Origin of the sequence: Mycobacterium scrofulaceum (genome assembly GCF_001667885.1) — a bacterium.
Classification (GTDB): domain Bacteria; phylum Actinomycetota; class Actinomycetes; order Mycobacteriales; family Mycobacteriaceae; genus Mycobacterium; species Mycobacterium scrofulaceum_C.
Genome location: NZ_LZJW01000042.1, coordinates 1 through 25,351, shown reverse-complemented (window position 1 = coordinate 25,351; position 25,351 = coordinate 1). Strand labels below are relative to the sequence as shown.

Annotated in this window: 24 protein-coding genes and 2 pseudogenes; 16 read left to right on the top strand and 10 right to left on the bottom strand. The window is 69.0% G+C overall.

Annotation, left to right across the window (positions count from 1 at the left end; translation table 11 throughout):
* Positions 1-12: 12 nt before the first annotated feature.
* The 7 genes from A5681_RS04985 to A5681_RS04955 are packed head-to-tail and all read left to right on the top strand — an operon-like array spanning position 13 to position 6,439.
* A complete protein-coding gene (locus A5681_RS04985) occupies positions 13-1,164 on the top strand; it encodes a virulence factor Mce family protein (protein WP_067269987.1) in 1,152 nt (383 codons plus the stop codon).
* Positions 1,158-2,708, top strand: a complete 1,551-nt coding sequence (locus A5681_RS04980) for a virulence factor Mce family protein (RefSeq protein WP_067269985.1) — start codon at positions 1,158-1,160, stop codon at positions 2,706-2,708. The genes A5681_RS04985 and A5681_RS04980 overlap by 7 nt, the downstream gene beginning before the upstream one ends.
* Positions 2,678-3,511: an Mce protein gene (locus A5681_RS04975; protein ID WP_067269983.1), complete on the top strand. Its 834-nt coding sequence runs from the start codon at positions 2,678-2,680 to the stop codon at positions 3,509-3,511. Before A5681_RS04980 ends, A5681_RS04975 begins: the two co-directional genes overlap by 31 nt.
* A complete protein-coding gene (locus tag A5681_RS04970) occupies positions 3,508-4,479 on the top strand; it encodes an RDD family protein (RefSeq protein WP_067269981.1) in 972 nt (323 codons plus the stop codon). The genes A5681_RS04975 and A5681_RS04970 overlap by 4 nt, the downstream gene beginning before the upstream one ends.
* Complete coding sequence (locus tag A5681_RS04965; RefSeq protein WP_067269979.1) at positions 4,476-5,030, top strand: mammalian cell entry protein; 555 nt, start codon at positions 4,476-4,478, stop codon at positions 5,028-5,030. Before A5681_RS04970 ends, A5681_RS04965 begins: the two co-directional genes overlap by 4 nt.
* Entirely contained in the window at positions 4,997-5,749 is a 753-nt protein-coding gene (locus A5681_RS04960) for a mammalian cell entry protein (RefSeq protein WP_067269977.1), read from the top strand. Before A5681_RS04965 ends, A5681_RS04960 begins: the two co-directional genes overlap by 34 nt.
* Before the next feature lie 18 nt (positions 5,750-5,767).
* Positions 5,768-6,439: a YoaK family protein gene (locus tag A5681_RS04955; protein WP_067269974.1), complete on the top strand. Its 672-nt coding sequence runs from the start codon at positions 5,768-5,770 to the stop codon at positions 6,437-6,439.
* Here the strand turns inward: A5681_RS04955 and A5681_RS04950 are convergent.
* The 4 genes from A5681_RS04950 to A5681_RS04935 all read right to left on the bottom strand — a co-directional run bounded on the left by A5681_RS04950 (position 6,436) and on the right by A5681_RS04935 (position 10,690).
* Entirely contained in the window at positions 6,436-7,545 is a 1,110-nt protein-coding gene (locus tag A5681_RS04950) for a phosphodiester glycosidase family protein (protein ID WP_156737849.1), read from the bottom strand. The genes A5681_RS04955 and A5681_RS04950 overlap by 4 nt on opposite strands.
* A gap of 79 nt (positions 7,546-7,624) precedes the next feature.
* On the bottom strand, positions 7,625-9,028 hold the full coding sequence (locus A5681_RS04945) for a YhgE/Pip domain-containing protein (RefSeq protein ID WP_067269970.1): 1,404 nt from the start codon (positions 9,026-9,028) through the stop codon (positions 7,625-7,627).
* A gap of 26 nt (positions 9,029-9,054) precedes the next feature.
* On the bottom strand, positions 9,055-9,789 hold the full coding sequence (locus tag A5681_RS04940; protein WP_067269968.1) for a pirin family protein: 735 nt from the start codon (positions 9,787-9,789) through the stop codon (positions 9,055-9,057).
* 28 nt (positions 9,790-9,817) lie between these two features.
* Positions 9,818-10,690: a MarR family transcriptional regulator gene (locus A5681_RS04935; RefSeq protein WP_067269965.1), complete on the bottom strand. Its 873-nt coding sequence runs from the start codon at positions 10,688-10,690 to the stop codon at positions 9,818-9,820.
* 60 nt (positions 10,691-10,750) lie between these two features.
* Here A5681_RS04935 and A5681_RS04930 point away from each other — a divergent pair, with 60 nt between their 5' ends.
* Positions 10,751-11,884, top strand: a complete 1,134-nt coding sequence (locus A5681_RS04930) for a dihydrodipicolinate reductase (protein WP_082968198.1) — start codon at positions 10,751-10,753, stop codon at positions 11,882-11,884.
* On the opposite strand, the gene A5681_RS04925 is transcribed toward A5681_RS04930, so the two are convergent.
* Together A5681_RS04925 and A5681_RS04920 are read right to left on the bottom strand one after the other, a co-directional pair.
* Positions 11,881-13,296 (bottom strand): alpha/beta hydrolase domain-containing protein, encoded by a 1,416-nt coding sequence (locus A5681_RS04925; protein ID WP_067269963.1) that lies wholly within the window; start codon positions 13,294-13,296, stop codon positions 11,881-11,883. The two genes, A5681_RS04930 and A5681_RS04925, sit on opposite strands and share 4 nt — an antisense overlap.
* Positions 13,293-14,423, bottom strand: a pseudogene (locus tag A5681_RS04920) (sigma-70 family RNA polymerase sigma factor). Before A5681_RS04920 ends, A5681_RS04925 begins: the two are co-directional and overlap by 4 nt.
* Here A5681_RS04920 and A5681_RS04915 point away from each other — a divergent pair.
* Genes A5681_RS04915 through A5681_RS04900 form a run of 4 tightly spaced genes read left to right on the top strand, consistent with a single transcriptional unit; the run spans position 14,416 to position 18,632 of the window.
* On the top strand, positions 14,416-15,210 hold the full coding sequence (locus A5681_RS04915) for an alpha/beta hydrolase (protein ID WP_419866292.1): 795 nt from the start codon (positions 14,416-14,418) through the stop codon (positions 15,208-15,210). The pseudogene A5681_RS04920 and the gene A5681_RS04915 overlap by 8 nt on opposite strands.
* A gap of 37 nt (positions 15,211-15,247) precedes the next feature.
* A complete protein-coding gene (locus A5681_RS04910) occupies positions 15,248-15,997 on the top strand; it encodes a DUF2786 domain-containing protein (protein WP_067269957.1) in 750 nt (249 codons plus the stop codon).
* Complete coding sequence (locus tag A5681_RS04905; RefSeq protein ID WP_067269955.1) at positions 15,994-16,506, top strand: TIGR04338 family metallohydrolase; 513 nt, start codon at positions 15,994-15,996, stop codon at positions 16,504-16,506. The genes A5681_RS04910 and A5681_RS04905 overlap by 4 nt, the downstream gene beginning before the upstream one ends.
* Positions 16,503-18,632 (top strand): beta-glucosidase, encoded by a 2,130-nt coding sequence (locus A5681_RS04900; protein WP_197498509.1) that lies wholly within the window; start codon positions 16,503-16,505, stop codon positions 18,630-18,632. Before A5681_RS04905 ends, A5681_RS04900 begins: the two co-directional genes overlap by 4 nt.
* Before the next feature lie 114 nt (positions 18,633-18,746).
* On the opposite strand, the gene mymT is transcribed toward A5681_RS04900, so the two are convergent.
* Entirely contained in the window at positions 18,747-18,893 is a 147-nt protein-coding gene (mymT, locus tag A5681_RS26290) for a metallothionein MymT (protein ID WP_055401173.1), read from the bottom strand.
* 147 nt (positions 18,894-19,040) lie between these two features.
* On the opposite strand from mymT, the gene A5681_RS04895 reads away from it, so the two are divergent.
* Complete coding sequence (locus A5681_RS04895; protein ID WP_067269953.1) at positions 19,041-19,697, top strand: O-methyltransferase; 657 nt, start codon at positions 19,041-19,043, stop codon at positions 19,695-19,697.
* Here A5681_RS04895 and A5681_RS04890 read toward each other — a convergent pair.
* Positions 19,694-20,677 (bottom strand): nitronate monooxygenase, encoded by a 984-nt coding sequence (locus A5681_RS04890; protein WP_067269951.1) that lies wholly within the window; start codon positions 20,675-20,677, stop codon positions 19,694-19,696. The two genes, A5681_RS04895 and A5681_RS04890, sit on opposite strands and share 4 nt — an antisense overlap.
* A gap of 146 nt (positions 20,678-20,823) precedes the next feature.
* On the opposite strand from A5681_RS04890, the gene A5681_RS04885 reads away from it, so the two are divergent.
* Complete coding sequence (locus tag A5681_RS04885) at positions 20,824-21,264, top strand: SPW repeat protein (protein ID WP_067269948.1); 441 nt, start codon at positions 20,824-20,826, stop codon at positions 21,262-21,264.
* Between the two features lie 34 nt (positions 21,265-21,298).
* Here the strand turns inward: A5681_RS04885 and ilvD are convergent, their stop codons facing one another.
* Positions 21,299-23,014 (bottom strand): dihydroxy-acid dehydratase, encoded by a 1,716-nt coding sequence (gene ilvD / locus A5681_RS04880; RefSeq protein ID WP_067269946.1) that lies wholly within the window; start codon positions 23,012-23,014, stop codon positions 21,299-21,301.
* Between the two features lie 127 nt (positions 23,015-23,141).
* Between ilvD and A5681_RS04875 the strand changes: the two genes are divergently transcribed.
* Together A5681_RS04875 and A5681_RS04870 are read left to right on the top strand one after the other, a co-directional pair.
* Complete coding sequence (locus A5681_RS04875; protein WP_007167284.1) at positions 23,142-23,432, top strand: metal-sensitive transcriptional regulator; 291 nt, start codon at positions 23,142-23,144, stop codon at positions 23,430-23,432.
* A 134-nt stretch (positions 23,433-23,566) separates the two neighbouring features.
* The gene (locus A5681_RS04870) at positions 23,567-24,799 is read left to right on the top strand and encodes an MFS transporter (RefSeq protein WP_067269943.1); all 1,233 of its coding nucleotides are present in this window, start codon (positions 23,567-23,569) and stop codon (positions 24,797-24,799) included.
* 194 nt (positions 24,800-24,993) lie between these two features.
* Here the strand turns inward: A5681_RS04870 and A5681_RS04865 are convergent.
* Positions 24,994-25,351, bottom strand: a pseudogene (locus A5681_RS04865) (MFS transporter); the annotation flags it as partial.

Sequence of the window (25,351 nt, the reverse complement as noted above, 5' to 3'; positions counted from 1 at the left end):
GCGAGGGCGGCAATGAGGCTGATCCGCCGCGGATCGTGGCAGGCATTGGTCCTGCTGATGGCGGCGCTGGTGCTGAGTTCGTGCGGCTGGCGCGGCATCTCCAACGTCGCGATCCCCGGTGGTCCCGGCAGCGGCTCGGGCGCCATGACGATCTACGTGCAGGTGCCGGACACGCTGGCGATCAACGGCAACAGCAAGGTGATGGTCGCCGACGTCTTCGTCGGCTCGATCAAGAAGATTCAGCTGAAGAACTGGATCGCCACTTTGACGCTGGGTGTCGACAAGAGCACCAAGCTGCCCAAGAACGCGATCGCCAAGATCGGCCAGACCTCGCTGCTCGGTTCCCAGCACGTCGAGCTGGCCTCGCCGCCGAACCCGTCGCAGGAACTGCTGAAGGACGGCGACACCATTCCGCTGAAGAACTCGTCGTCGTATCCCACCACCGAGCAGACGCTGGCCAGCCTGTCGCTGATCCTGCGCGGTGGCGGCATCCCCAACCTGGAGGTGCTGCAGAACGAGGTCTACAACATCTTCAACGGGCGGGGCGACGCGATCAGGTCGTTCCTCGGCAAGCTGGACACCTTCACCAGCCAGCTCAACCAGCAGCGCGATGACATCACCCACGCGATCGACTCGACGAACCGGCTGCTGACCTATGTCGGCGCGCGCGCAGACGTCCTCGACCGGGTGCTCACCGACATTCCGCCGCTGATCAAGCATTTCGCCGACACCAAGAACCTGCTGATCAACGCCGTCGACGCGGTGGGCCGGCTCAGCCAGGCCGCCGATCAGTACCTGTCGGAAGCCCGCGGGCCGCTGCACACCGACCTGCAGGCGCTGCAATGCCCGTTGAAGGAATTGGGTAAAGCCTCGCCGTACCTGATCGGCGCGCTGAAGTTGATCCTCACCCAGCCGTTCGACATCGACACCGTGCCGAAGATCTTCCGGGGTGACTACATCAACATCTCGCTGACGCTCGACGTGACGTACAGCTCCGTCGACAACGCGTTCCTGACCGGTACCGGATTGTCCGGCGCCCTGCGCGCGCTCGAGCAGTCGTTCGGGCGTGACCCCGAGACGATGATCCCCGACGTGCGCTACACGCCGAACCCGAACGACGCGCCCGGTGGGCCACTGGTGGAAAGGGGGGACAGGAATTGCTGACTCCCTTCATCAGACGCCAATTGATCGCGTTCGGGATACTGACCGTGATCTCGATCCTCGTGCTCGGGGTGTACTACCTGCAGCTTCCGAGCCTTGCCGGCATCGGTCGCTACACGCTGAAGGCCGAGCTGCCCGCCTCGGGCGGCCTGTACCCGACGGCGAACGTGACCTACCGCGGCATCACCATCGGCAAGGTCACCGACGTCGAACCGACCGAGCGCGGCGCCGAAGCGACGATGAGCATCGACAGTCGCTACAAGATCCCGATCGACGCGACGGCCAACGTGCACTCGGTGTCGGCGGTCGGTGAGCAGTACCTCGACCTGGAATCGACCGGCAATCCGGGCAAGTTCCTGTCGGAGGGACAGACGATCACGAAGGGCACGGTGCCCGCCGAGATCGGGCCGGCGCTGGACACGGCCAACCGCGGGCTGGCCGTCTTGCCCAAGGACAAGATCGCCCAATTGCTCGACGAGACGGCGCAGTCCGTGGGCGGCCTGGGGCCCGCCCTGCAACGGCTGGTGGACTCGACGCAGGCGATCGTCGGCGATTTCAAGACCAACATCAACGACGTGAACGACATCATCCAGAACTCGGGCCCGGTGCTGGACAGCCAGGTCAAGTCGGGCGACGCCATCGAACGCTGGGCGCGCAACCTGAACCGGCTGGGCGCGCAGTCCGCGCAGGAGGACTCGCACCTGAGAAGCGTGCTGCGCCAGGCGGCACCGACGGCCGATCAGGTCAACGACGTGTTCAACGACGTGCGGGAGTCGCTGCCGCAGACGCTGGCGAATCTCGAGGTGGTGTTCGACCTGCTCAAGCGCTACCACACCGGCGTCGAGCAGGTCCTGGTGTTCCTGCCCCAGGGCGCATCGATCGCCCAGACGGTGGCCGCGCCTTTCCCGAACATGGCGGCCCTGGACCTGGCGTTGTCGATCAACCAGCCGCCGCCCTGCCTGACCGGCTTCATCCCGGCCTCGGAGTGGCGGTCCCCGGCCGACACCAGCATGCAGCCGCTGCCGTCGGGCACGTACTGCAAGATCCCGATGGACACCCCGGCCAACAGCGTGCGCGGGTCGCGCAACATCCCGTGTACGGACGTCGAGGGCAAGCGCGCGGCCACACCCCGGGAGTGCCGCGACCCGAAGCCGTACGTGCCCGCGGGTACCAACCCCTGGTACGGCGACCCCAACCAGATCGTGACCTGCCCCGCCCCTGCGGCGCGCTGCGACCAGCCCGTGAAGCCCGGACAGGTGATCCCGGCGCCGTCGATCGACACCGGACTGAACCCGGCGCCCTCGGACCGGGTGTCCGGCACGCCCCCGCCGACCAGCGACCCGTTGTCGCGGCCGGGGTCCGGTACCGTGCAGTGCAACGGCCAGCAGCCCAACCCGTGTGTCTACACCCCCAGCGGGCCTCCCGCGGCGGTCTACAGTCCCCAAAGCGGTGAACTGGTAGGGCCAGATGGAGTTAAATACTCCGTCGAGAACTCGGCCAGAACAGGAGACGACGGATGGAAGGAGATGCTGGCACCAGCCGGCTGAACCCCCCACCGATGCCGAAGTTTCGTCGTCTGCGCGGACGGCGCCCCAAGGACGCGGCCGCCGTCGACCCGATCGATTCCGACGCGACGCCCGAGGATGCCGCAGCACCCGACGAGGCGGTCGAGCCGACGGCTCCCGAGGAGCCGCAAGCGGCCGACGTGCCCGCCGAGGAGCCGCCCGCGGCCGAGACGACCGCCACCGCCCCGGCGGAACCCGAGGACGCCACCGAGCAGGCCGTCCCCGAGAGCGCGGCCGACGAAGCGTCGGAGCCCGACGCAGTACCCGGCGAGGCGGTCGACCGCCGTCCGTCCCGGATGGGCCGGGGCTGGTTGACCGGGATCGCCGCGGCGCTCGTGCTGTGCGCCGCCGGCGTCGGTGTCGGCGGTTACTTCGCGTTGCGCTACCACCACGAAAGCCAGGCGATAGCCCGCAACGACGCCGCGGCGCTCAAGGCGGCCGTCGACTGCGTTTCGGCGACGCAGGCCCCCGACACCAACGCGATGGCGGCGAGTGAGCAGAAGATCATCGACTGCGGCACAGACAATTTCCGCTCGCAGGCGCTGCTCTACACCAGCATGCTCGTCCAGGCGTATCAGGCCGCCAACGTCCACGTCCAGGTGTCGGACATGCGGGCGGCCGTCGAGCGCAACAACCCCGACGGCTCGGTGGAGGTGCTCGTCGCGGTCCGCGTCAAGGTCGCCAACGACCAGACGCAAAACGAAACCGGGTACCGGCTGCGCGTGAAAATGGCTCAGGCCGAAGGCCAATATAAGATAGCCAAGCTCGACCAGGTGACGAAGTGACGGTGGTGGTCGAAAAGCCACCGGCCACGGCCGCCCAGCAGTCCCCGCGGACTTCGTTGGCGTCCTGGCACATTCGCGCCGGGGCCCTCGCCGTCGACGTCGTGCCGGGTGCCGCGGTGGTGGCAACGATGGCGGTGACCTGGTTCACCGTTCCGCCCAACGGCGTGTGGTGGTGGCTGTGCATCGCGGTCATCGGGGTTGTCATCCTGCTGGTGCTGGTGAACCGGCTGCTGCTGCCGACGGTCATCGGCTGGAGCATCGGGCGGGCGCTTTTCGGGATCGCGGTCGCGCGCCGCGACGGCGAACCCATCGGGCCGTGGGGCCTGCTGCTGCGCGACCTGGCACACCTGCTCGACACCGTCTCGGTGGTGGGATGGCTTTGGCCGCTGTGGGATTCGGGCCGCCGCACCTTCGCCGACATGCTGCTGCGCACCGAAGTGCGCCGGCACGAACCGGCCGAGCCGGCCTTCAACGCGCGGCGATGGACGACGGTGCTGGTGGCGGCCGCGGCCGGGCTGTGCGTCGCCGGTGCGCTGATGAGCTACGCGGCGGTGTTCGCCCCGGACCGGGCCACCGACCGGACCCGCGCAGAGCTCGACACGCAGGGGCCGAAGATCGTCGCGCAGATGCTGACCTACGACCCCAAATCGTTGCACGACGACTTCGCCCGCGCCTTATCGTTGGCCACCGACAAGTACCGTGCCCAGCTGGCCGCCCAGCAGGACATGGTGCAGAAGGGCAACCCGGTCATCAACGAGTACTGGGTGACCGACCACGCCATCCAGTCGGCGGCGCCCGATCGGGCGACGATGCTGATGTTCATGCAGGGGCGGCGCGGCGCCGCGCCCGACGAGCGCTACATTTCGGCCACCGTTCGGGTGACGTTCGTCAAGGGCGGTGGCGGCCGCTGGCTCGTCGACGACCTCACGGTGCTGACCAAGCCCAAACCGCCGGGAGCCGAGAAATGAGCCCACGCCGCAAGTTTCAGCCCGGCGAGGAGCCGCTGCTGGTTCCGCATCCGCTGCCGCCGGGGCGGCCCTGGGGCCTGCCGCTGGCCAGTGCCGTCGCCGCGGCTCTCATGGCCGCGGCCATCACGGTGTGCAGCCTGATGCTCGTCGACCATGAATCCCGTGAACGCTCCGCGTCGAAGAACCGCGAGGTGCTCAGCTATGTCACCGGCTTCATGACGCAGTTCACCTCCATCGATCCGTTTCACGCCAACGACTACGTGACGCGGGTGCTGGCTCAGGCGACCGGTGACTTCGCCAAGGAGTACCGCGAGAAGGCGAACGAGATCTTGTTGCAGGTGGCCCGCGCCGAACCGGCCACCGGCACCGTGCTGGACGCCGGGGTCGAGCGGTGGAACGACGATGGCAGCGTCACCACGATCGTGGCCACCGCCGTGAGCGCGAAATCGCCCGACGGTAAACAAGTTTGGGAAAACGCCAATCGGTGGACGGCGACCGCCACGCAGGAAGGAAAGCAGTGGAAGATCAGCAACCTGCAGCAGGTGATCTGACCGCCGCCGCCTCGGACGAGGCGGTGACCGAGGAGCGCGAAGGATCGAGCGGCGCCGATGAAACGGCCTCGACCGCAGCCGAATCCGCCTCTGGCGATGGTGACGCCGGGTCCGGCGACGGTGGCGCCGAGGCCGCCGACGGTGACGCCCAGGCCGCCGACGCGGCCGAAGATCAACCCCCCGCGCGCAAACGGCGCAAATTGCTGGCCGGCAAGCGGATGGCCATCACCGTCGTCGTGGCCGCCGCGTTGTTCGTCGGATCCGCGGCGTTCGCCGGGGCAACCGTGCAGCCGTACCTGAGCGATCGGGCCGCCGCCGCAACGAAACTCAAGGTGGCGCGGACCGCGGCCAACGCGATCACCACGCTGTGGACTTACACGCCGGAGAACATGGACACCCTCGCGGACCGGGCGTCGGGCTACCTCAGCGGTGATTTCGAGGCGCAGTACCGCAAGTTCGTCGACGCCATCGTCGCGCCCAACAAGCAGGCCAAGATCACCAACCACACCGACGTCACCGGCGCGGCCGTCGAATCGATCGACGACACCAACGCCGTCGTCATCGTCTACACCAACACCACGTCCACCAGCCCGTTGACCAAGAACGTGCCGTCGCTGAAGTACTTGTCCTACCGGCTGTTCCTCAAGCGCGCGCAGAGCCGCTGGCTGGTGACCAGGATGACGACCATCACGTCGCTGGATTTGACGCCGCACGTCTAGCGCGGTCTGCTACGACCCATGGCCGTTACCTCGCCGGTGTCGGAGCGATCGACCGTCGCGGCCCTGTTGCTGCTGACCTTCGCCACCGGCCTCGCGGACTCGATCAGCATCCTGGTGCTCGGCCACGTCTTCGTCGCCAACATGACGGGAAACGTGATCTTCCTCGGCTTTTGGCTGGCGCCCAGGACGAGCATCGACCTGACCGCGGTCGTGGTCGCCTTGCCCATGTTCGTGTGCACCACGATCCTCAGCGGCCGGATATCGCGGCACTTCGCCGACCGGACGCGGCAGTGGATCACCACCGTATTGGCAACGGAGATCACCCTTCTGGTGACTTTGGCGATCCTGGCGGGCGCGGGAATCCTGCACTATCACAACAACACCAAGCTGATCATGATCGGCGTCCTGGCGGTCACGTTCGGCCTGCAGCACTCGAGCGCCCGCCAGTTCGGCATCCAGGAACTGTCCACCACGGTGCTGACGTCGACGATCGTCAGCCTCGGTCTGGACAGCCGCTTGGCCGGCGGATCGGGCGAGCGTCAAGCGTTGCGCCTCAGCGTCGTGCTGACCATGTGCGCGGGCGCCTTCCTGGGGGCGTCGATGTCGCGGTTCGTCGTCGCACCGGTGTTCGCCGTCACTGCCGCGGTGGTGGCGGCCAGCCTGCTGATCTTCCGCTTCGGGCCGAGCTAGTTGAAGGCGAGCCAGCTGGGCAGCGCGCGCTCGTGCGAATCGCAGAGCACCTGCCGGGTGTCGCACGATCCGCGCGGCGAGCCCGCGCCGGCCCACATGCCGCCGGTGTCGCGGCGCAGCACGATGGCCGACGACCCGCCCCCGTCGAGCAGAACGGCGTTGTCACTACCCAGCCCGCGGAACAGGTCCTGCATGTTGTCCGGGGTGTAGCTGCCGCCTTCGAATATGTACATCTCGTCCTTCTGCCGCGCGTACGCCAAAGCCGTTCGCGCGGCGCTGGGTCCGCCGTCGTGCAGCTGCCCGGTGTTGCCGGGCGCCAGCAGCCCGATCCCGGAGACCGCGACGAACCGCTCGTTCTTGTTGAGCAGATCCTGGACCACCGGGGTGGCGGAGTCGTAGTCGCTCTTGCTCCGGGGCCACACCACATAGGGGGCGCCGCCCGACGGCAGGATCATCGTCGTCAGGGCGCTCCAGCTTTCGCCGCCGCCCGAGAGGCCCTGCTTGCCGGGGTAGGCCACGGTGCCGGTGACGGCCTGGTTGGCGCGGCCCTGACCGTTGGTGTTGTCGACGAAGGCGCCCAGCGGCGAGCTGCAGCCGGTCTGTCGCCATGAGCCGGCTTTCTGCCCGCGCACGTCGAAGAAGTTCGCGTTAATCGCGATGGTGGGCTGGCCCATCCGCTGCCACGCCTGCAGCGGCGCATACAGTTCGGAGGCCTGCCAGAGCCCTTCCCCGGTGCGGGCACCGGGGTTGTTCTCGCAGCGCGCCTGATCGCCCTGGTGCGTGTCCACCAGCAGGTGGGGCGAAAGCCGGCCCGCGGCGTTCTTGATGATCATCAGGTGGCCGCCGTTGTTCATCTCGTACCAGCTGCCGCCGGCGTTGAGCATCGGGGTGGGATGGCCGGGGCCGAAGTTGTAGACCAGGTAGGAGCCCTTGGTGGTGTTGATGGCGTTGGCCAGCAGATCGCGGCCGTCGGCGGCGTGCGCGACCGGCAGTCCGGCGGTCCACGCAAGGGCCGCGCCGGCGACGATGGCGGTGCAGCCGGCCACCAGCCGGCGCAAGCTGGCGCGTCGGGTCAGCACGATCGCCCTTTCCGCCCGAATCTGGATGCAACAAAAACATCATCAGTCACATCCGTCACACTGTCAATTTAGATAACGGGCGGATGACGCTCGGGCGGCGGTCGAATTACGTTTGCTCGCTTGGGCTTTCGCTAGCGGTCTCCGGCTCGGTGGCGGTGGCGGTGCCGGTCCGCTCGCGCTTGCCCTGCCGCGCCTTGTGCTGCGCCTGGTGTTCCATCGCGATCGCCATCTCGACGGCGCCAGGTATCCGGTGGAATCCCTTGCGGTCGTACAGGTGCGTGACGATGCCGCCCAGCAGCAGCCCGATCGCCAGGCCGATCGTCGTCATGATCAGCGCCTGCGAGATGCCGGTGTCCGCCTGCCCCTTGAAGTACAGCAGCGACCGGGTGCCCAGGAAGACCTGGTGCATCGGCTCGAATTCGGCCAGCCAGCGGAAGAAGGTCGGCGTCGCCTCCAGGGGCACGGTGGCGCCCGCCGAGGGCAACCCGAGGATCACGAAGATCAACATGCTGACCAGCAGGCCGCCGGTACCCAGCACGGAGAGCAACGAACTCGACGTGATGCCCACCGCGGCGATCGCGAACACCCCGTATGCCCAGAGTTGCCAGCCGAGGTCGATGGGCATGCCGAGCCCGTGGGCGATCGCGAGATAGACCGCCGAGGTGAGCAACCCCAGCAGCACCATGATCGCCCACTTGAGCAGCAGCGTCTGGAATCGCGAAATCTTGACCTGCTCGGCCAGGCGGTACACCGGGCCGAATTCGGCTGGTACGTAACCCAGTAACGCGTCGACCAGGGTGCTGACCACGATGCTGCCGGTGAACCCCGCGAGCAGCAGCAAGAGCGCGTAATAGAAGGCCGACAGCCCGTTGCCGGTGCCCTCGGGCAGCGGGTTGTACACCGTCGACTCGATCTCGATCGGCGTCGACAGGCCCTCTTCGGCGGCCCCGGCCAGCGGCGCGCCGCCGGTCTGCGCCTTGACCTGCGCGAGGAGTCGTTCGCCCACTTCACCATTCGCCACGCCCATCGCCATGTTGAGCGTCTGGGCGGCGATGCTGGAGCCGAGCGTGCCGGCCCGCGGGTTCGTCGAGATCGTGATCACCGGCCGTTCCGCGGGACCGGGCGACACCGCGCTGGCGCCCAGATCGCGCAGCTTCGACGAGAAGCTGGGCGGTATCAGCACCGAGCCGTACACGTGCCCGGTGTTCAACTGGTGTTTGGCGGCGTCGCGGCTGAGCACCCGGACGTCGAACTTGTTCTTGTCCAGGCCGTTGACCAGGCGGCCGGTGAGTTCCGCGCCGGCCGGCCCGGCGTCCTCGTTCACCACCGCGATGGGGAAGTGCCGCAGGTTGGTCATCGGGTTCAAGATGCCGCCGAGGTAAAGCGCGCACAACGCCGACATCAGGGCCAGCGTGATGACCAGCGGCGCCGCCCAGAACCGCACGGTCCGGACCGCCTTGATGTTCCGGTCAGGGCGGGGCGCCGCGTGCTGCGGCCGCGATTGAGACATGCCGGCTCCTGTCTGTCACGCCCACTCTATGGGCTCGTGGCGCCCAGTTTCGCGTGCATCTCCCAGACCAATAGTTCCGCCGGCTCGTCCGCCGTCACCCGCGTGCCGCCGGCGTCGGTGAACCGAACGGCGTCACCCTCGTGCAGGTCGCCGACGCCCTCGCAGGTGATTGCGCCCCGCGCCGCGAAGAGGTGCAGGTAGGGCGCCTGCGGGAGCAGCACGGAGTCACCGGCCCGCAACCGCGCGACGTGCAGGGCGGCACTGCGGTTGTGCAGGAAAATCGCCCCGTCCCGACCGGGGATACCCGAGGCGACCGGCACGAGCGTGCCGTCCAACATCTCCGCGTCGATTTCGTGCTGTTGATAGCCCGGGGCGATGCCCGCCTCGTCCGGCGCCACCCACATCTGCACGAAATGCACTGGCTCCGTTGATGAGTCGTTCTCCTCCGAATGCAGGATCCCGCTACCCGCCGACATGCGCTGGGCCAGACCCGGATAGATCACACCATGATTGCCGATGGAATCCCGGTGCGCCAGTCGACCCCGCATGACCCACGTCACGATCTCCATGTCCCGGTGCGGATGCGTGCCGAATCCGGTTCCGGGCGCGACGATGTCGTCGTTGTTCACCAACAGCAATCCGTGGTGGGTGTTCTCCGGGTCGTAATGATCGCCGAACGAGAACGAGTGCCGCGATGTCAGCCAGGGCGTCGTGGTGACGGCCCGCTCGGCCGCTCGCCGAACGTCCGCGTGGGCTGCCATGCGCCCAGCCTAATCCGACCCGCGGGCTCTAGGACACGGTCGCGGCGAGCATCCCCTGGGCATGCCGAAGCGCGGCGTCGAGCTCGGGCAGGGTCAGCCCGGGCGAGCGGCCCAGGTGGATCTCGATCTGATACTCGGGCTGGCCGTCCGGCCCGAAGATCGGCAGCACGACGAATTCGGCTGCCGCCAAGTCGGTTTCGAGCGCATCGGTGACGGACTGCAGCGTCACCATCGTCATCAGCGTGGTGAGCTGGCGGGTCACCCTCGCCGTCGGCTCCAGGGAGGCCAGCACCTCCGTCAGCCGATCGTGGAGCGACTGGTGGGTGTCGTCGAATCGCCACGCGCCGTACCCACGGGCGCGAATGTCGGCGAGCACCCGTTGGTGTTCGGCGACTTCCGCCCGGGTCAGCCGCGGCATCACCCGGTGCAGCCAGGTCCGGACGAATTCGTCGTCGCGCCAGGCCATGGCGACCAGGCCGAACGGCGGGTCGATGGGGAAGCGCTGGCCGACGGCTTGCCCGCCGTCGGTCCCGTGGCCGACCGCGTCCACGGTGATCAGGTGCCGCCCGCCGATCTTCGACATGGAGCAACCGGCGCCGAGCGTGTCATGCAGAAAACGCAGGGCGTCGCGGCCCCGGTCCAGCAGCGGGAACTGCGCCCGCAGTCCGTGAACCAATCCGAAGAGGCCGCTGCCCAGCACGTAGCGGCGATCTTCGCGGCGCGCCACCCAGGCGCGCCCTTCCAGTTCGGCCAGCACCAGGGCGCAGGTGGACGTGCTGATCGCGCAGCGCTTCGCCACCTCGGCGGACGTCAGTCCCGTCGGCGAATCCGCAAGCGCCGCAAGCACGTCGACGACCCGACCGGTGGGCGGCGATTTGGCGGTTGACGTACCGATGCTCACCTCCCTACGATCCGTCCAAATTCTAATCGTATGCGTCCTAATATTAGGAGATGATCCGCAGTGATCAAGGTGGGAGTGTGGGGGCCGGGCTCGATGGGGGTGATCGCCTTGCGCGGCGTGATCGACCACCCGGAGCTGGAACTGGTCGACGTCGTCGTGCACAGCGACGCCAAGGCGGGGCGCGACGCGGGGGAGTTGTGCGGGATCGCGCCGGTCGGGGTGACCGCCACCCAGGACCCGTCGGCGCTGCTCGCCGGCGACGCCGACGCGGTGGTGTACGCCGCCGGCGCCAACCTGCGGCCGCTGGAGGCCGTCGGGGACATGGTCTCGATCCTGCGCGCGGGTAAGAACGTGGTGTCGTGTTCGGTTGTGCCGCTGGTCTTTCCCGACGGTGTCGACGCGGCGTTCACCGACCCGCTGCGGCAGGCCGCGCTCGACGGCGGTGCGTCGTTCTTCACCACCGGCATCGACTCCGGGTTCGCCAATGACGTTCTGCCGCTGGTGCTCACGGGCGTCTCACGCGTCATCGAGTCGGTCCGGGTGACGGAGATGTTCAACTACGCCACGTACCCGGATCAGGCCGCGGTGTACGAGATCCTGGGATTCGGCAAGCCCCCGGAGTACCAGGCGTTCGCGGCCCAACCGGGAATGTTCACCTTCGGCTGGGGGCCGGTCCTGCATCAGCTCGCCGCCGGTCTGGGCGTCAAGATCGACGACATCGAGGAAAGCAACGAACGCATCCCCGCCACCGAATCCTTCGACACACCCACCGGCCACATCGCCGCCGGGACGATCGCTGCCATGCGCTCCACGCTGACCGGATACGTCGGCGGCAAGCCGACTTTCGTCCTCGACCACGTCACGCGGATGCGCGACGACATCGCGCCGGACTGGCCGCAACCTCACATCTCGATCCCTCCGAAAGACCTCGGCTACGGGCAGGCCTCCGGACGCGGCCTCTATCGGGTGGAGATCGAGGGATCGCCCGCGATGCGGTGTGAATTCGAGATGGCCGAAGACCACGACCACGACCTGGGTGCTCGCATCGCGGGCGCCTCGCGGATGGTCAATGCCATCCCGGCGGTGTGCGCGGCCCCGCCCGGGCTGCTCTCGGCGCTGGATCTGCCGCTGGTCACCGGGGCGGGCCTGGTCCGACCGGTGCCGGGGCCCGCACCGGACAGCCGGCTGTTCTAGGCGCTGCCGCCGGGGTATGTCGCGTCGGCCAGCGCCAGGATCTCGGTGCGGTCAGCAGGCAGGATGAAGCGAGCGTCGATGGCCTCGTCGAGCGCGGCGGTGAAACGCTCCAGGTACTCCGCTTTGCCGCCCGGGTAGAGGCGGCCCACCGTGTCGGTGTCGAAGGGTTCACCGGACCCGAAGATCGCGGCCATCAGGTTTTCGTCCGTGGTGACGCCGGACGTGCGGGCGACCGGCACGTCGACCCAGGGGCTCCGGATGCCGCCGCGGGCAAGGCCGTTGGCGTCGAGCAGAAGCTGGGGTGACTCGGACTCGCTCATGGCGATCGGCGCGGCGGACGGCGCCGGCTCGCCGGTGCGGACCCACCCGTCGAGCGCGGCCACCGCGGCCTGCACCACGTAGTGGTGCTGCGGGCCGAAGTTGATGTAGTGGTCGAGTTCCTGACCCATCAGCATGTTGGTCGGCGCGTAGGCGGCCACGATGTCGGCCAGCGGGGCCGAACCGGAGTCGATCGGGGCCACCTGAATGGTGTAGTTGTCGGCGTGGGCGGCGCCGGGAATCTCCCACACCCGCAACATGTCGTTGTCGGGTTGCCGCGCCGAGTAATAGCCAAGCGGCACATGGCCGAACAGGTCGGTCTCGGTGATGACCGCGAGCAGCGGGACGCGCAGGTCCGGACGGAACTTCACCGCCTGTTGCGACCCCCGGGAGGATTCCAAACCCTCGATCAGCGAGACACCGTCGAGTGGTGCGGCGGGCCCGAATCGGGAGTGCACCAGAAAGCCGTCGTAAACCTGGGCGAGCGGATCGACGGCGTTGACGTAGGTGGTGAGGAACATCGCCGATTGCGACTCGCCGATCCCGATGACGTGTTGCGGATGCAGCCCGCCCAGGATGCCGTCGCCCCGATCCCTGACGAGTTCGCCTGCCTGGGAGAAGATGTCGTACGCGTAGGCGTCGCCCGGGTGATGCAAGCTCCCGTAGCGGGCCGGATCTTGGGTCTTCAGCGACATGTCCATCCCGAGCAGGCTGGCGCCGCCGTCGATCCCCACCTTCTGCACGGAGACGGCGACGTAGGCGTAGCCCGCGCGGACGATTTCACGGTGCGCCATCATCCATACGGCCGGCGCGTCGATGCCGCCGCTCACGTTGAGCCACTCGACCAGCGCGGTGCCGTTGAAACGGGCCGGATCGGTGGGAGTGATGGCCACGATCCGAGTCGTGTAATCGGCGGTGTCACCGGGTGTTACGTCCCAGCGACCGTCCGGGCCGAGCTCGCCCTTCGGCGCGTAGGCCGAGGCCGTGCCGGCGACGAAGAACTCTTCGGCGGCGTAACCGACGCTGCCGATGTCGAACGCGCCCAACAGCAGAAGCGGCTTTCCGGACGCGGGCGTGACGTCGATGTATGTCATAACGCCTCCGGCAGCCCGAACTTCGCGAACAGCTTCTCGTCGAGGAAGGCGACCACGTGCGACACCGTGCCGCCGCACACGTCGAGCACGTGCAGCTGGAAGGGCACGTGCCGATCGCCGGTACGCATGTACATGGCGGCGGCGGGCTGACCGTTGGCGACCAGCGGCAACAGGCGCATGTCGCCGGGATCCTCGGCGGGGCAGTGCTGGTGAATGAGGGTGACGATGTCCCGGGCACCGCGATACCACCCGACGTACGGCGGCATCTCCCAGATGGCCTCGGCGGTGAACAGTTCGACCAGGCGGTCGATGTCGTAGGCCTCGAAGGCGGCGATATAGCGCGCCAGCAGGTCCTGGGTCTCCGGGGAATCCGGTGCCGCCAACCGGTCGCCCGAGCTGGGCCCGACGGCGTCCAGCTGGGTCCGGGCGCGCTGCAGCAAACTGTTGACGGCGGTCGTGGTGGTGCCGATCGCGTCGGCCACTTCGGCGGCCTTCCACTGCAACACGTCGCGCAGCAACAGCACGGCGCGCTGCCGCGGTGAGAGATGTTGCAGCGCAGCGACAAACGCCAGCCGGACCGACTCTTTCGACCCCACGATGACCGATGGGTCGGCCGGGTCGTTCGTCAGGTCCGGGAGTGGCTCCAGCCAGGGCACCTCGCCCCGCTCCTGCAGTTCGGCGGTCGGGTCGGCGCTGGGGGCGCCCAATCCGGTCGGCAGCGGCCGGCGTTGCCTGCCCTCCAGCGCGCTCAGGCAGGTGTTGGTGGCGATGCGGTGCAGCCACGTCCGCATCGAGGACTTGCCCTCGAAGCGGTCGTAGGCCTTCCACGCGCGCAACAACGTTTCCTGCACCAGGTCCTCAGCGTCGTGCAGCGACCCGGTCATCCGGTAGCAGTGGGCGAGCAGCTCGCGGCGGTACGGTTCGGCGTGCGTCGAGAAGTCACCGCCGACCCTGGGAGCGAGGTCGGAGTCTGTGGCGTTTTGCGCAAGCAGTCCCACGATGGGAAAGCCTACGACAGTGTCTGGCGGGGCGACCGGCACCGGCAGCCATTACGCTGCCCGTAATGACTAGGACCGTGCAGTGAACCGAGCCGAACGGAACTTCGACGGATTCGGTGGAGTGCGCATCGTCTACGACGTCTGGACGCCGGACACCGCGCCGCGGGCGGTGGTCGTGCTGTCGCACGGTCTCGGCGAGTATGCCCGCCGCTACGACCACGTCGCGGAGTGTTTCGGCCAGGCGGGCCTGGTCACCTACGCGCTGGATCATCGCGGGCATGGCCGTTCGGGTGGCAAGCGGGTGCTGGTGCGCGACATCTCCGAATACACGGCGGACTTCGACAGCCTGGTGCGGATCGCCACCCGGGAGAACCCCGGCCTCAAATGCATCGTGCTCGGGCACAGCATGGGCGGCGGCATCGTGTTCGCCTACGGCGTCGAACGGCCCGACAGCTACGACCTGATGGTGCTGTCGGGGCCCGCGGTGGCCGCGCAGGACCAGGTGTCGCCGCTGATGGCGCTGGCCGCGCGGGTGCTCGGCGCCCTGGTGCCCGGACTGCCGGTGCAGGAGCTGGACGTCGACGCCATCTCCCGGGACCCGGAGGTGGTGGCGGCCTACAAGAGCGATCCGCTGGTGTACCACGGGAAGGTTCCGGCCGGCATCGGTCGCGCCCTCCTGCAGGTCGGCGAGACCATGCCGCAGCGCGCACCGGCGCTGACGGCGCCGCTGCTGGTGGTGCACGGCTCCGACGACCGCCTGATCCCCGTTGCGGGCAGCCGGCGCCTGGTCGAATGTGTCGGGTCCACCGACGTCGAACTGAAGGTCTACCCCGGTCTGTACCACGAGGTCTTCAACGAGCCGGAGCGCGACCAGGTGCTCGGTGACGTGGTCTCCTGGATCACCGCTCGGCTCTGAGGCGGAAGTGTCGTAACGCTCCCGTATTTTGGCGCATATGACCGACGACAAAATGCTGGCCCGCATCGCCGCACTGTTGCGTCAGGCCGAAGGCACCGACAACCCGCACGAGGCGGAGGCCTTCATGAGCGCCGCGCAGCGGCTGGCCACGGCGTCATCCATCGACTTGGCGGTGGCGCGGTCCCATGCGGCGAACCGATCGCCGGCGCAGGCCCCGACGCAGCGGACCATCACCATCGGGAACGCCGGCACCAGAGGGCTGCGGACCTATGTGCAGCTGTTCGTGTTGATCGCGATGGCCAACGACGTGCGCTGTGACGTGGCATCGAACTCGACGTTCGTCTACGCCTACGGGTTCGCCGAGGACATCGACGCCACCCACGCCTTGTACGCCAGCCTGGTCGTCCAGATGGTGCGGGCGTCGGACGCGTACCTGGCGTCGGGCGCACACCGGCCGACACCCACCATCACCGCGCGGCTGAACTTCCAGCTGGCCTTCGGTGCGCGCGTCGGCCAGCGCCTGGCGGAGGCCCGCGACGAGGCCCGGCGCGAGGCCACCAAGGACCGCCGTCGCCCGCCCGGCACGGCGATTGCGTTGCGGGACAAGGACGTCGAGCTGCGCGACTACTACCGCAGCGCGTCGAAGGCGCGCGGCACCTATCAGGTCAGCCGGGCCACGGCCGGCTATTCCTCGGCCGCGCGGCGCGCGGGGGATCGGGCCGGCCGGCGGGCGCGGCTGGGCAGCAGCCCCGAACTGCCGGGCGCGCGCACCCCGTTGGGCCGGTGAGCCCGGGGCGCTCCGCCAAGAGGGACTCCCAGCGGGCCAGGGTTTACGCGGCCGAGGAGTTCGTCCGGACGCTGTTCGACCGCGCCGCCGAGCACGGATCGCCGGTCGTGGACTTCTTCGGCGCCCAGCTCACGCTGCCGCCGGAGGGACGATTCGGCTCGGTTTCGGCCGCACAGCGCTATGTTGACCAGGTGCTTGCGTTGCCGGCGGTGCGCCGGCGGTGGCCTTCCGTCCCGCCGTTGCGGGTGCGGCCGCGACGGGCCGCCACCGCGGCCCACTATGAATCCCGCGACGGCACAGGCGTAATCGCGGTTCCCGACCGCGACACCGCCGACTGGGCGCTACGCGAACTAGTGGTGCTGCACGAGGTCGCTCACCACCTGTGTCAGGCCGAGCCGCCGCACGGCCCGGAGTTCGTCGCGACGTTCGGCGAGCTGGCGGAGCTGGTGATGGGCCCGGAGCTCGGGCACGTGCTGCGCGTCGTCTACGCCAAAGAGGGCGTGCGGTGAGCTCGTTCGGCGACGACGCGGACGCCCGGGCGCGCGAGGTCGAGGCCCAGCTGACCGACGACGAGCGATTCTCGCTGCTGGTCGGCGTGATGGGGGCCGGTGACATGTGGCCGGTGCGCGACGAGCGCATCCCACCGGGCGTCCCGATGAGCGCCGGTTACGTCCCCGGCGTTCCGCGGCTCGGCATCCCGGCGTTGCTGATGAGCGACGCCGGCCTCGGCGTGACCAACCCCGGTTACCGCCCGGGCGACACCGCGACCGCGCTGCCCGCCGGGCTGGCGCTGTCGGCCAGCTTCAATCCAGCGCTCGCCCGCGCGGCGGGCGAGGTGATCGGCCGGGAGGCTCGCAGCCGCGGGTTCAACGTGCAGCTCGCCGGAGCGATGAACCTCGCGCGTGACCCGTGGAACGGGCGCAACTTCGAATACCTTTCCGAGGACCCGCTTTTGACCGCGACGATCGCCGCGGAGTCGATCATCGGCATCCAGCAACAACACGTCATCTCGACCGTCAAGCACTACTCGCTGAACTGCAACGAAACCAATCGGCACTTCTTGGACGCCGTCATCGACCCCGACGCGCATCGCGAATCCGACCTGCTGGCCTTCGAAATGGCCATCGAGCGCGCGCGGCCGGGCGCCGTGATGACCGCCTACAACAAGGTCAACGGCACCTACGCCGCCGCCAACGACGTCCTGATCAACCGCGTGCTCAAAGGCGCCTGGGGATACCAGGGCTGGGTCATGTCCGACTGGGGGGCCACGCCATCGTGGGAGTGCGCGCTCGGCGGCCTCGACCAAGAATGCGGGGCACAGATCGACGCGCTGTTGTGGCAGGGCGAAGCCTTCGGCGCGCCCCTGCGGGCCGCACATGCCGACGGCAGGCTGAGCGACGAACGCCTCTCCGACATGGTCCGGCGGATCCTGCGGTCGGTGTTCGCGGTCGGCGTCGACCGGGCCGACACCGCGCCCGCACCGGATCTGGCCGCCCACAACGAGATTGCGTTGCGGATCGCCCGGCAGGGGATGGTGCTGCTGGCCAACCGCGGGCTGCTGCCCCTGGCTCCGGAGTCGACCGCACGCATCGCCGTCATCGGCGGATACGCGAACGTGGGGGTGCCGGCCGGCTACGGCTCGAGCGCCGTCGTTCCGCCGGGCGGCTACGCGGCCGTGATTCCGATCGGTGGCGCCGGACTGGAGGCCGGGCTGCGAAAGCTGCACCTGCTGCCGTCGAGCCCGCTCGACGAGCTGCGAAAGCAGTTCCCCCACGCACACATCGAATTCGACCCCGGCATCAGTCCCGCGGAGGCGGTGATCGCGGCGCGGCACGCCGACATCGCGATCGTGTTCGCCGTTCGGGCCGAGGGGGAAGGGTTCGACATCGCCGACCTGTCGCTGCCGCAGGGGCAGGACGCGTTGATCACCGCCGTGTCCGCGGCCAACCCGAACACCGTCGTGGTGCTGCAGACCGGCAACCCGGTGACCATGCCCTGGCGTGACTCGGTGGCGGCCATCATGCAGGCCTGGTATCCGGGTCAGGCCGGCGCGCAGGCCATCGCGGAAATCCTTGCCGGGCGGGTCAATCCGTCGGGACGCCTACCGATCACCTTCCCGACCGACTTGCGCCAGACGCCGCGCCCGGAACTGCCCGGCCTCGGCGCCGCGTGGGGGGAGCCGAGCACGATCGAGTATGTCGAGGGGTCCGACGTCGGCTACCGCTGGTTCGCCGCCACCGGGGCGACGCCGGCGTTTGCCTTCGGACATGGCTTGTCCTACACCAATTTTGACTACCAAGACCTGACGGTCGGCGGCGGAGACACGCTGACCGCCAGCTTCAGCGTGGTCAACGTGGGCGGCCGCGCTGGTGCCGACGTCCCGCAGCTCTATCTCACCGGCACCCCCGAGGGGCCATGCCTGCGGTTGCTGGGATTCGAGCGGGTCGAGCTGGAACCCGGCGCCCGCTGCCGAGTGACCGTCGAGGCGGATCCGCGCCTCCTCGCACGCTACGACGGCGGGGTCGGACGCTGGCGCATCGGTGCGGGCGATTATCGGGTTGCGGTCGGCACGTCGGCGGTCACGCCGCGGCTCAGCGGCACGGTCGCGCTCGCCGGCCGTACGTTCGGGCGCTGATCGCGGCTCGCCGGCCGCATCGAGTGTGCGTTCAGGGCTTTGGCCGTGCGCTCAGGGTTTCCGGCCCCGGCGTGTCGCCGCCCCGGACGCACACTCGACGCGAAGAGGCGCGGACTACTTGACCGGGGTCAGCGCGTCGCCGCAGGTGCAGCGGTACGGCTCACCCGAACCGGAGCAGTGGCAGGGGACCTCGATGCGAACGCGACACCCGCAGCCCTCGTGGCCGCAGGTCAACTCGGTGCCTGCTTCGTAATTTGCCATTTCACTCACCCATTTCTCTGTTGTGATCCCTTACGGCTGTGATCGACCACGCCGCTCACTATATACCCCCCATGGGTATACGTAAACGACCGTGACCGGTCCGATACCGCCGCGGCCGGCGCCGCGCCGCGCGGCTAGCTTGGTGGCATGACCCAGAACCCCACGCCCCAAGACGTCGACGACTTTCTGAACGACACCGTGATCGGTGACGATCCGGCACTGAGCGCGGCGGTCGAGGCCAGCGACGCGGCCGGCCTGCCGCAGATCGCCGTGTCGGCCCAGCAGGGCAAGTTCCTGAGCCTGCTGGCCGGCGCCCTCCAGGCGCACCGCATCCTCGAGATCGGCACGCTGGGCGGCTTCAGCACCATCTGGCTGGCCCGCGGCGCCGGCCCGCAGGGCCGGGTGGTGACTCTGGAATACGAACCCAGGCACGCGGAGGTGGCCCGGGCCAACCTGGAGCGCGCCGGTGTCGCCGACCGGGTGGAGGTGGTCGTCGGAGCGGCGCTGGACACGTTGCCGACATTGGGCGGCGGCCCGTTCGACTTGGTCTTCATCGACGCGGACAAAGAGAACTACGTCGAATACCTGGAGTGGGCCGTCCGGCTGGCCCGCCCCGGCGCAGTCATCGTGGCGGACAACGTGGTTCGCGAAGGGCAGATCCTGGACCCGCAGCACAACGCGCAGGCGCAGGCGGTCCGCGAAACGTTGCAGCTGATGGGCGAGCACCCACGACTGGACACGGCCGTGATCCAAACGGTCGGGGCCAAGCGCTGGGACGGCTTTGCGCTCGCGCTGGTGCGCTAACGAGGGCTGAGCTCGGCGACCGCTTGCGCGGCGGAACTGAGTTCGCCGATGCGCAAAGCGGTTTCGCCGGCGTACAGCGCCGCACGGTCCACCCACGCGTCGGGCATACCGGCGAGCGGCGCGAGCGGTGTGAGCAACGGCCGGGCCGGTGACTGCAGGCGCATCAAAGCGCCGGCGTCGAAATAGCCCAGCGCGGCCATCGGGCGGCTCATCGCATTGATGGCCGCCGGCAACGCCTTTGCCCGGCCGTCGGCTCGGCACCAGCGCCGCGTCGCGGCGTTGGGCACGACGCGATGACGCAGCGGCCAGCTCAGGCCGAACAGATTGGTCTCGATCGTCTTGTCCGCGTTGGCCACTCGCCGCTGATACTCCCGGTTGGCGTTTGCTTCGTGCGTCATCAGGAAGCGCGTCCCCGCGACCACCCCGCCGGCGCCCGCAGCCAGGGCGGCGCGGGTGTCGGCGCCGGTGGCGATGCCGCCGGCGAGGAACACCGGTCGGTGGCCCGCGACGGCCAGCGCCTGCGGGAGGAACTGCAGCGCCGGCATCGTTCCGACGAGGTGGCCGCCGGCCTCACGCCCCTGAGCGATCAAACCGTCGGCGCCCCAATCGATGGCGGCGCGGGCCTGCCCCGAGGTGCCGACCATCACGAAGACGAAAATGCCGGCGTCGCGAAGGTGCCGCACGAGTCCCCGCTTTTCGCCGAACGCCAGCACGACGGCGTCGACTCCGGCGTCGACGCAGACCGCGACGTGCCCGCGATGAACGAAGTGCAGCAACAGGTTTACCGCGACCGCGCGGCCCGGTGCCCGCTCCCGCACCTCATCGATGGACGCGCGCAATCGGCCGGGCGTGGCGATGCCCAAGGTGCCCAGGCCGCCCGCCTCGGCGACCGCGGCGGCCAGTTCGGGGCCGGCCAGGCCACCGCCCATGCCGGCCTGCGCCACCGGGACGTCCAGGCGCAGGCGGTCCGCGACGTCCATGTCCTACGACGCTACGCGGGCGGTCGATCCGGCTTCCGGCGGGCTGGATTTCGTTGCTGGCGTGCGGGGCTCGAGCGTAATCTTGATGGCAGATGGATGGGTGCAGACGGCTCAAAAGGCTTGCTGCATAACAGAAAGGTCACAAAATGAGTACAGTCCATTCATCAATCGATCACCACCCCGACTTGTTGGCTCTGCGCGCGAATTACGACCGCGCCGCCGAGTCGATGAGTGCGCACGTCACCTTCGGGCTGGCGCTGCTGACGGGCCTGTACGTGGCCGCGTCACCGTGGCTGGTGGGATTCAGCGCCACGGGATCGCTTGCCACGTCCAACCTGATCGCCGGGATCGCGGCGGCCTTCTTGGCGTACGGGTTCGCGACGGCGCTCGACCGCGCACACGGGTTGACCTGGACGATGCCGGTGCTCGGCGTCTGGGTCATCGCGTCGCCGTGGATCCTGCAGGGCGTCACGCTGACCACCGGCATGATGTGGTCGAACGTGGTCGCGGGTGCGTTGCTGACCCTGTTGGGTCTCAACGCCGCTTACTTCGGCAGGCGCACACGCGCGGCGGCTACCCGGGCATAAACTCCAAATCCGTTGAGCGCGGCGGTGATCGGGGCTACCCGCAGACCGCACCGTTCGCCGCCGTACTCACCAACTTGACGTACTTGGCCAGTACGCCGGTCTTGTAGCGCGGCGGGGGAGGGGTGAAACCCTCTCGTCGGGAATCGAATTCGGCCGCGTCGACCAACACGTCCAGCACGCGGTTCGCCACGTCCAGGCGAATTGGGTCGCCGTCGCGCAGGAAGGCGATCGGCCCGGCGTCGACCGCCTCCGGCGCGATGTGCCCCACGCACAGCCCGGTCGTCCCGCCGGAGAACCGGCCGTCGGTCAGCAGCAGCACGTCCTTGCCCAGGCCCGCGCCCTTGATGGCGCCGGTGATGGCGAGCATCTCGCGCATGCCCGGACCGCCCTTGGGGCCCTCGTAGCGGATCACGACGGCGTCACCCTTGGTGATCGTCCCGTCCTCGAGGGCGTCCAGCGCGGCCCGCTCGCCGTCGAAAACCCTTGCGGTGCCCTCGAACACCTGCGAGTCGAAACCGGCCGACTTGACCACCGCCCCCTCGGGCGCCAGCGATCCGCGCAGTATGGTGATGCCCCCTGTCGGGTGGATGGGGTTGTCCAGCGCGCGCAGCACCTTGCCGTCCGGGTCGGGCGGGTCGATCGCGGCCAGGTTCTCGGCGACGGTCTGACCCGTCACCGTCAGGCAATCCCCGTGCAGCAGGCCGGCATCCAGCAGCGCCTTCATCGCCACCGGCACGCCACCGATCTGATCGACATGCGACATCACGTGGCGGCCGAACGGCTTGACGTCGGCCAGGTGCGGAACCTTCGAACCGATCCGGCTGAAGTCGTCGAGCGACAGCTCCACGTCGGCCTCGTGCGCGATCGCCAAAAGGTGCAGCACGGCGTTGGTCGAACCGCCGAACGCCATCACCACCGCGATCGCGTTCTCGAACGCCTCCTTGGTGAGGATGTCGCGGGCGGTGATGCCGCGGCGCAGCAACTCGACGACGGCCGCACCGCTGCGGCGGGCGTACCCGTCGCGGCGGTAATCGGTCGCTGGCGGCGCCGCGCTGCCGGGCAGTGACATGCCGAGCGCCTCCGCGGCGCTGGCCATGGTGTTGGCGGTGTACATGCCGCCGCAAGCGCCCTCGCTGGGGCAGATCGCGCGTTCGATGGCGTCGACGTCCTCCCGGGGCATGAGCCCGCGCGCGCACGCGCCCACCGCCTCGAACGCGTCGATGATGGTGACCTCGCGTTCGGTGCCGTCGGACAGCTTGGCCCGCCCCGGCAGGATCGACCCCGCGTAGAGGAACACCGCCGCCAGGTCCAGGCGTGCGGCGGCCATCAGCATGCCGGGCAGCGACTTGTCGCAGCCGGCCAGCAGCACCGAGCCGTCGAGGCGCTCGGCTTGCATCACGGTCTCCACGCTGTCGGCGATCACCTCGCGCGAGACGAGGGAGAAGTGCATCCCCTCGTGGCCCATCGAGATGCCGTCGGACACCGAGATCGTCCCGAACTCCAGCGGGAAGCCACCGGCCGCGAACACCCCCTCCTTCACCGCCTTGGCCAGTCGGTCCAGCGAGAGGTTGCACGGAGTGATCTCGTTCCACGATGACGCCACCCCGATCTGCGGTTTGGCGAAGTCCTCGTCACCCATGCCGACCGCGCGCAGCATGCCGCGCGCGGCGGCCTTCTCCAGGCCGTCGGTTACGTCACGACTGCGCGGTTTGATGTCGGTGACTCCGGTCGCATCGCGTGGTGTGGACATCCTGCAAGTATGCGTGAGCAGGCCGGACGGCAAATGCGCGGGTCATACCCGGGCGGGGTATAAAGTGGTTCCGGGACGCCGGCCCGCCACGCGCGGCGGGTGCGGATGGGTAGGAATGAAGGACACGATGACGAACGCGCACGGATATTCGCAGCAGAAGGACAACTACGCCAAGCGGCTGCGGCGCATCGAGGGCCAGGTGCGTGGCATCGCGCGGATGATCGAAGAAGACAAGTACTGCATCGACGTCCTCACCCAGATCAGCGCCGTCAACAGCGCGCTGCGATCGGTCGCCCTGAACCTGCTCGACGAGCACCTCAACCACTGCGTCACCCGTGCCGTGGCCGAGGGCGGCGACGACGCCGACCAGAAGCTGGCCGAGGCCTCCGCCGCCATCGCACGCCTCGTTCGTTCCTGATTGGTGACCGAGTTGAGACCCGGCTTGCGGACCCAATAAGGGGGGAGCCGTACTTGCAGTCCGTACGGTAAGGCAGTGTGATCGCATTAGGCGCGACAACCCAGGAACTGGGTAGCCCGGCCGATACCGACGCCATGACTGCCGAAACCAACGCTGCCGCCCGAACGTGGACGCCACGGGTCGCGGCCCAGCTTGTGGTGCTGGCGGCGGCGGCCTTCACCTACGTGACCGCCGAGATCCTGCCCGTCGGGGCGCTGCCGGCCATCGCCCGCAACCTGCACGTCAGCCTGGTCCTCGTCGGCACCCTGCTGTCGTGGTACGCCCTGGTGGCGGCGCTGACCACGATTCCGCTGGTGCGCTGGACCGCGCACCTGCCGCGCCGCCGGGTGCTGGTGCTGAGCCTGACCTGCCTGAGCATCTCCCAGATGATCTCGGCGCTGGCCCCCACCTTCGAGGTGCTGGCCGCCGGTCGCGTGCTGTGCGCGATCACCCACGGGCTGCTGTGGTCGGTCATCGCGCCGATCGCGACGCGGCTGGTGCCGCCGAGCCACGCCGGCCGCGCGACGATGTCGATCTACGTCGGAACCAGCCTGGCGCTGGTGGTCGGTAGCCCGTTGACGGCGGCCATGAGCCTGATGTGGGGCTGGCGCCTGGCGGTGGTGTGTGTGACCGTGGCGGCCGTCGTCGTCACGGTGGCCGCCCGGGCGCTGCTGCCGGAGATGGTGCTCACCGAGGACCAGCTGAAGTGCGTGGGCCCCCGGTCCCGCCACCACCGCAACCGCCGGCTGATCATCGTCAGCATCATCACCATGGTCGGCGTGACCGGGCACTTCGTCTCCTACACCTACATCGTCGAGATCATCCGCGAAGTCGTCGGCGTGCGCGGGCCGAATCTGGCGTGGGTGCTGGCCGCCTATGGCGTGGCCGGGGTGATAGCAGTCGGCCTGGTGGCGCGGCCGCTGGACCGCAGGCCCAAGGGGGCGATCATCGGTTGCCTGGCCGGGTTGACGGTCGCGTTCGTGGTGCTGACCGCGCTGGCCCTGGGTGGCCGTCCCGCCGCGGCCGCGGCCCTGATTGGGACGGCCGCGATCGTGCTGTGGGGGGCGATGGCCACGGCCGTGTCGCCGATGATGCAGTCCGCGGCGATGCGCAGCGGGGCCGACGACCCCGACGGGGCGTCGGGGCTCTACGTGACGGCTTTCCAGGTGGGCATCATGGCGGGCGCGCTGGCGGGCGGGCTGCTCTACGAGCGCAGCGTCGTCCTCATGCTGACCGCGTCGGCCGGTTTGATGGCCGCCGCACTGGTCGGGGCGGCCGCCAACCGACAGGCGCTCGACGTTGCGCCGACAAGCTCACGCGATTCATAGCCAGCCAGCTCAACGGCCAAAATGGCGGTATAATCGCCCTCCACGCGGGCCTGAATTTGTTAGCTGGCGGGCGCCCTATGCCACACTGTGTCAGGAACTCGAACGTGGAGGATGCATATGTCGGGCTGGACGCGCGGGCGGCTGTCGGCCGCCCTGAACGCAGCCGGATTGGCTTCTGTCAGCTTGGCGCTGGTGTTGAGCGCCGCCCCGACCAGTGCGGCGGCCATCAAACCGGCCGACGCGGTCAGCATGAGGACGACGCTGCGCTCGTAGAGCAGCCCGCCCGCCAGCGCGCCCGCCATGATGCCCACCTGGAAAGCCGTCACGTAGAGCCCCGACGCCCCGTCGGGGTCGTCGGCCCCGCTGCGCATCGCCGCGGACTGCATCATCGGCGACACGGCCGTGGCCATCGCCCCCCACAGCACGATCGCGGCCGTCCCAATCAGGGCCGCGGCCGCGGCGGGACGGCCACCCAGGGCCAGCGCGGTCAGCACCACGAACGCGACCGTCAACCCGGCCAGGCAACCGATGATCGCCCCCTTGGGCCTGCGG

Excerpts from the sequence above, each read along its gene's own strand:
- A5681_RS04985 (WP_067269987.1), top strand. The coding sequence starts at position 13 with ATGAGGCTGATCCGCCGCGGATCGTGGCAGGCATTGGTCCTGCTGATG.
- A5681_RS04975 (WP_067269983.1), top strand. The coding sequence starts at position 2,678 with ATGGAAGGAGATGCTGGCACCAGCCGGCTGAACCCCCCACCGATGCCG.
- A5681_RS04965 (WP_067269979.1), top strand. The coding sequence starts at position 4,476 with ATGAGCCCACGCCGCAAGTTTCAGCCCGGCGAGGAGCCGCTGCTGGTT.
- A5681_RS04955 (WP_067269974.1), top strand. The coding sequence starts at position 5,768 with ATGGCCGTTACCTCGCCGGTGTCGGAGCGATCGACCGTCGCGGCCCTG.
- A5681_RS04945 (WP_067269970.1), bottom strand. The coding sequence starts at position 9,028 with ATGTCTCAATCGCGGCCGCAGCACGCGGCGCCCCGCCCTGACCGGAAC.
- A5681_RS04940 (WP_067269968.1), bottom strand. The coding sequence starts at position 9,789 with ATGGCAGCCCACGCGGACGTTCGGCGAGCGGCCGAGCGGGCCGTCACC.
- A5681_RS04925 (WP_067269963.1), bottom strand. The coding sequence starts at position 13,296 with ATGACATACATCGACGTCACGCCCGCGTCCGGAAAGCCGCTTCTGCTG.
- A5681_RS04910 (WP_067269957.1), top strand. The coding sequence starts at position 15,248 with ATGACCGACGACAAAATGCTGGCCCGCATCGCCGCACTGTTGCGTCAG.
- mymT (WP_055401173.1), bottom strand. The coding sequence starts at position 18,893 with ATGGCAAATTACGAAGCAGGCACCGAGTTGACCTGCGGCCACGAGGGC.
- A5681_RS04895 (WP_067269953.1), top strand. The coding sequence starts at position 19,041 with ATGACCCAGAACCCCACGCCCCAAGACGTCGACGACTTTCTGAACGAC.
- A5681_RS04890 (WP_067269951.1), bottom strand. The coding sequence starts at position 20,677 with ATGGACGTCGCGGACCGCCTGCGCCTGGACGTCCCGGTGGCGCAGGCC.
- A5681_RS04885 (WP_067269948.1), top strand. The coding sequence starts at position 20,824 with ATGAGTACAGTCCATTCATCAATCGATCACCACCCCGACTTGTTGGCT.
- ilvD (WP_067269946.1), bottom strand. The coding sequence starts at position 23,014 with ATGTCCACACCACGCGATGCGACCGGAGTCACCGACATCAAACCGCGC.
- A5681_RS04875 (WP_007167284.1), top strand. The coding sequence starts at position 23,142 with ATGACGAACGCGCACGGATATTCGCAGCAGAAGGACAACTACGCCAAG.
- A5681_RS04870 (WP_067269943.1), top strand. The coding sequence starts at position 23,567 with ATGACTGCCGAAACCAACGCTGCCGCCCGAACGTGGACGCCACGGGTC.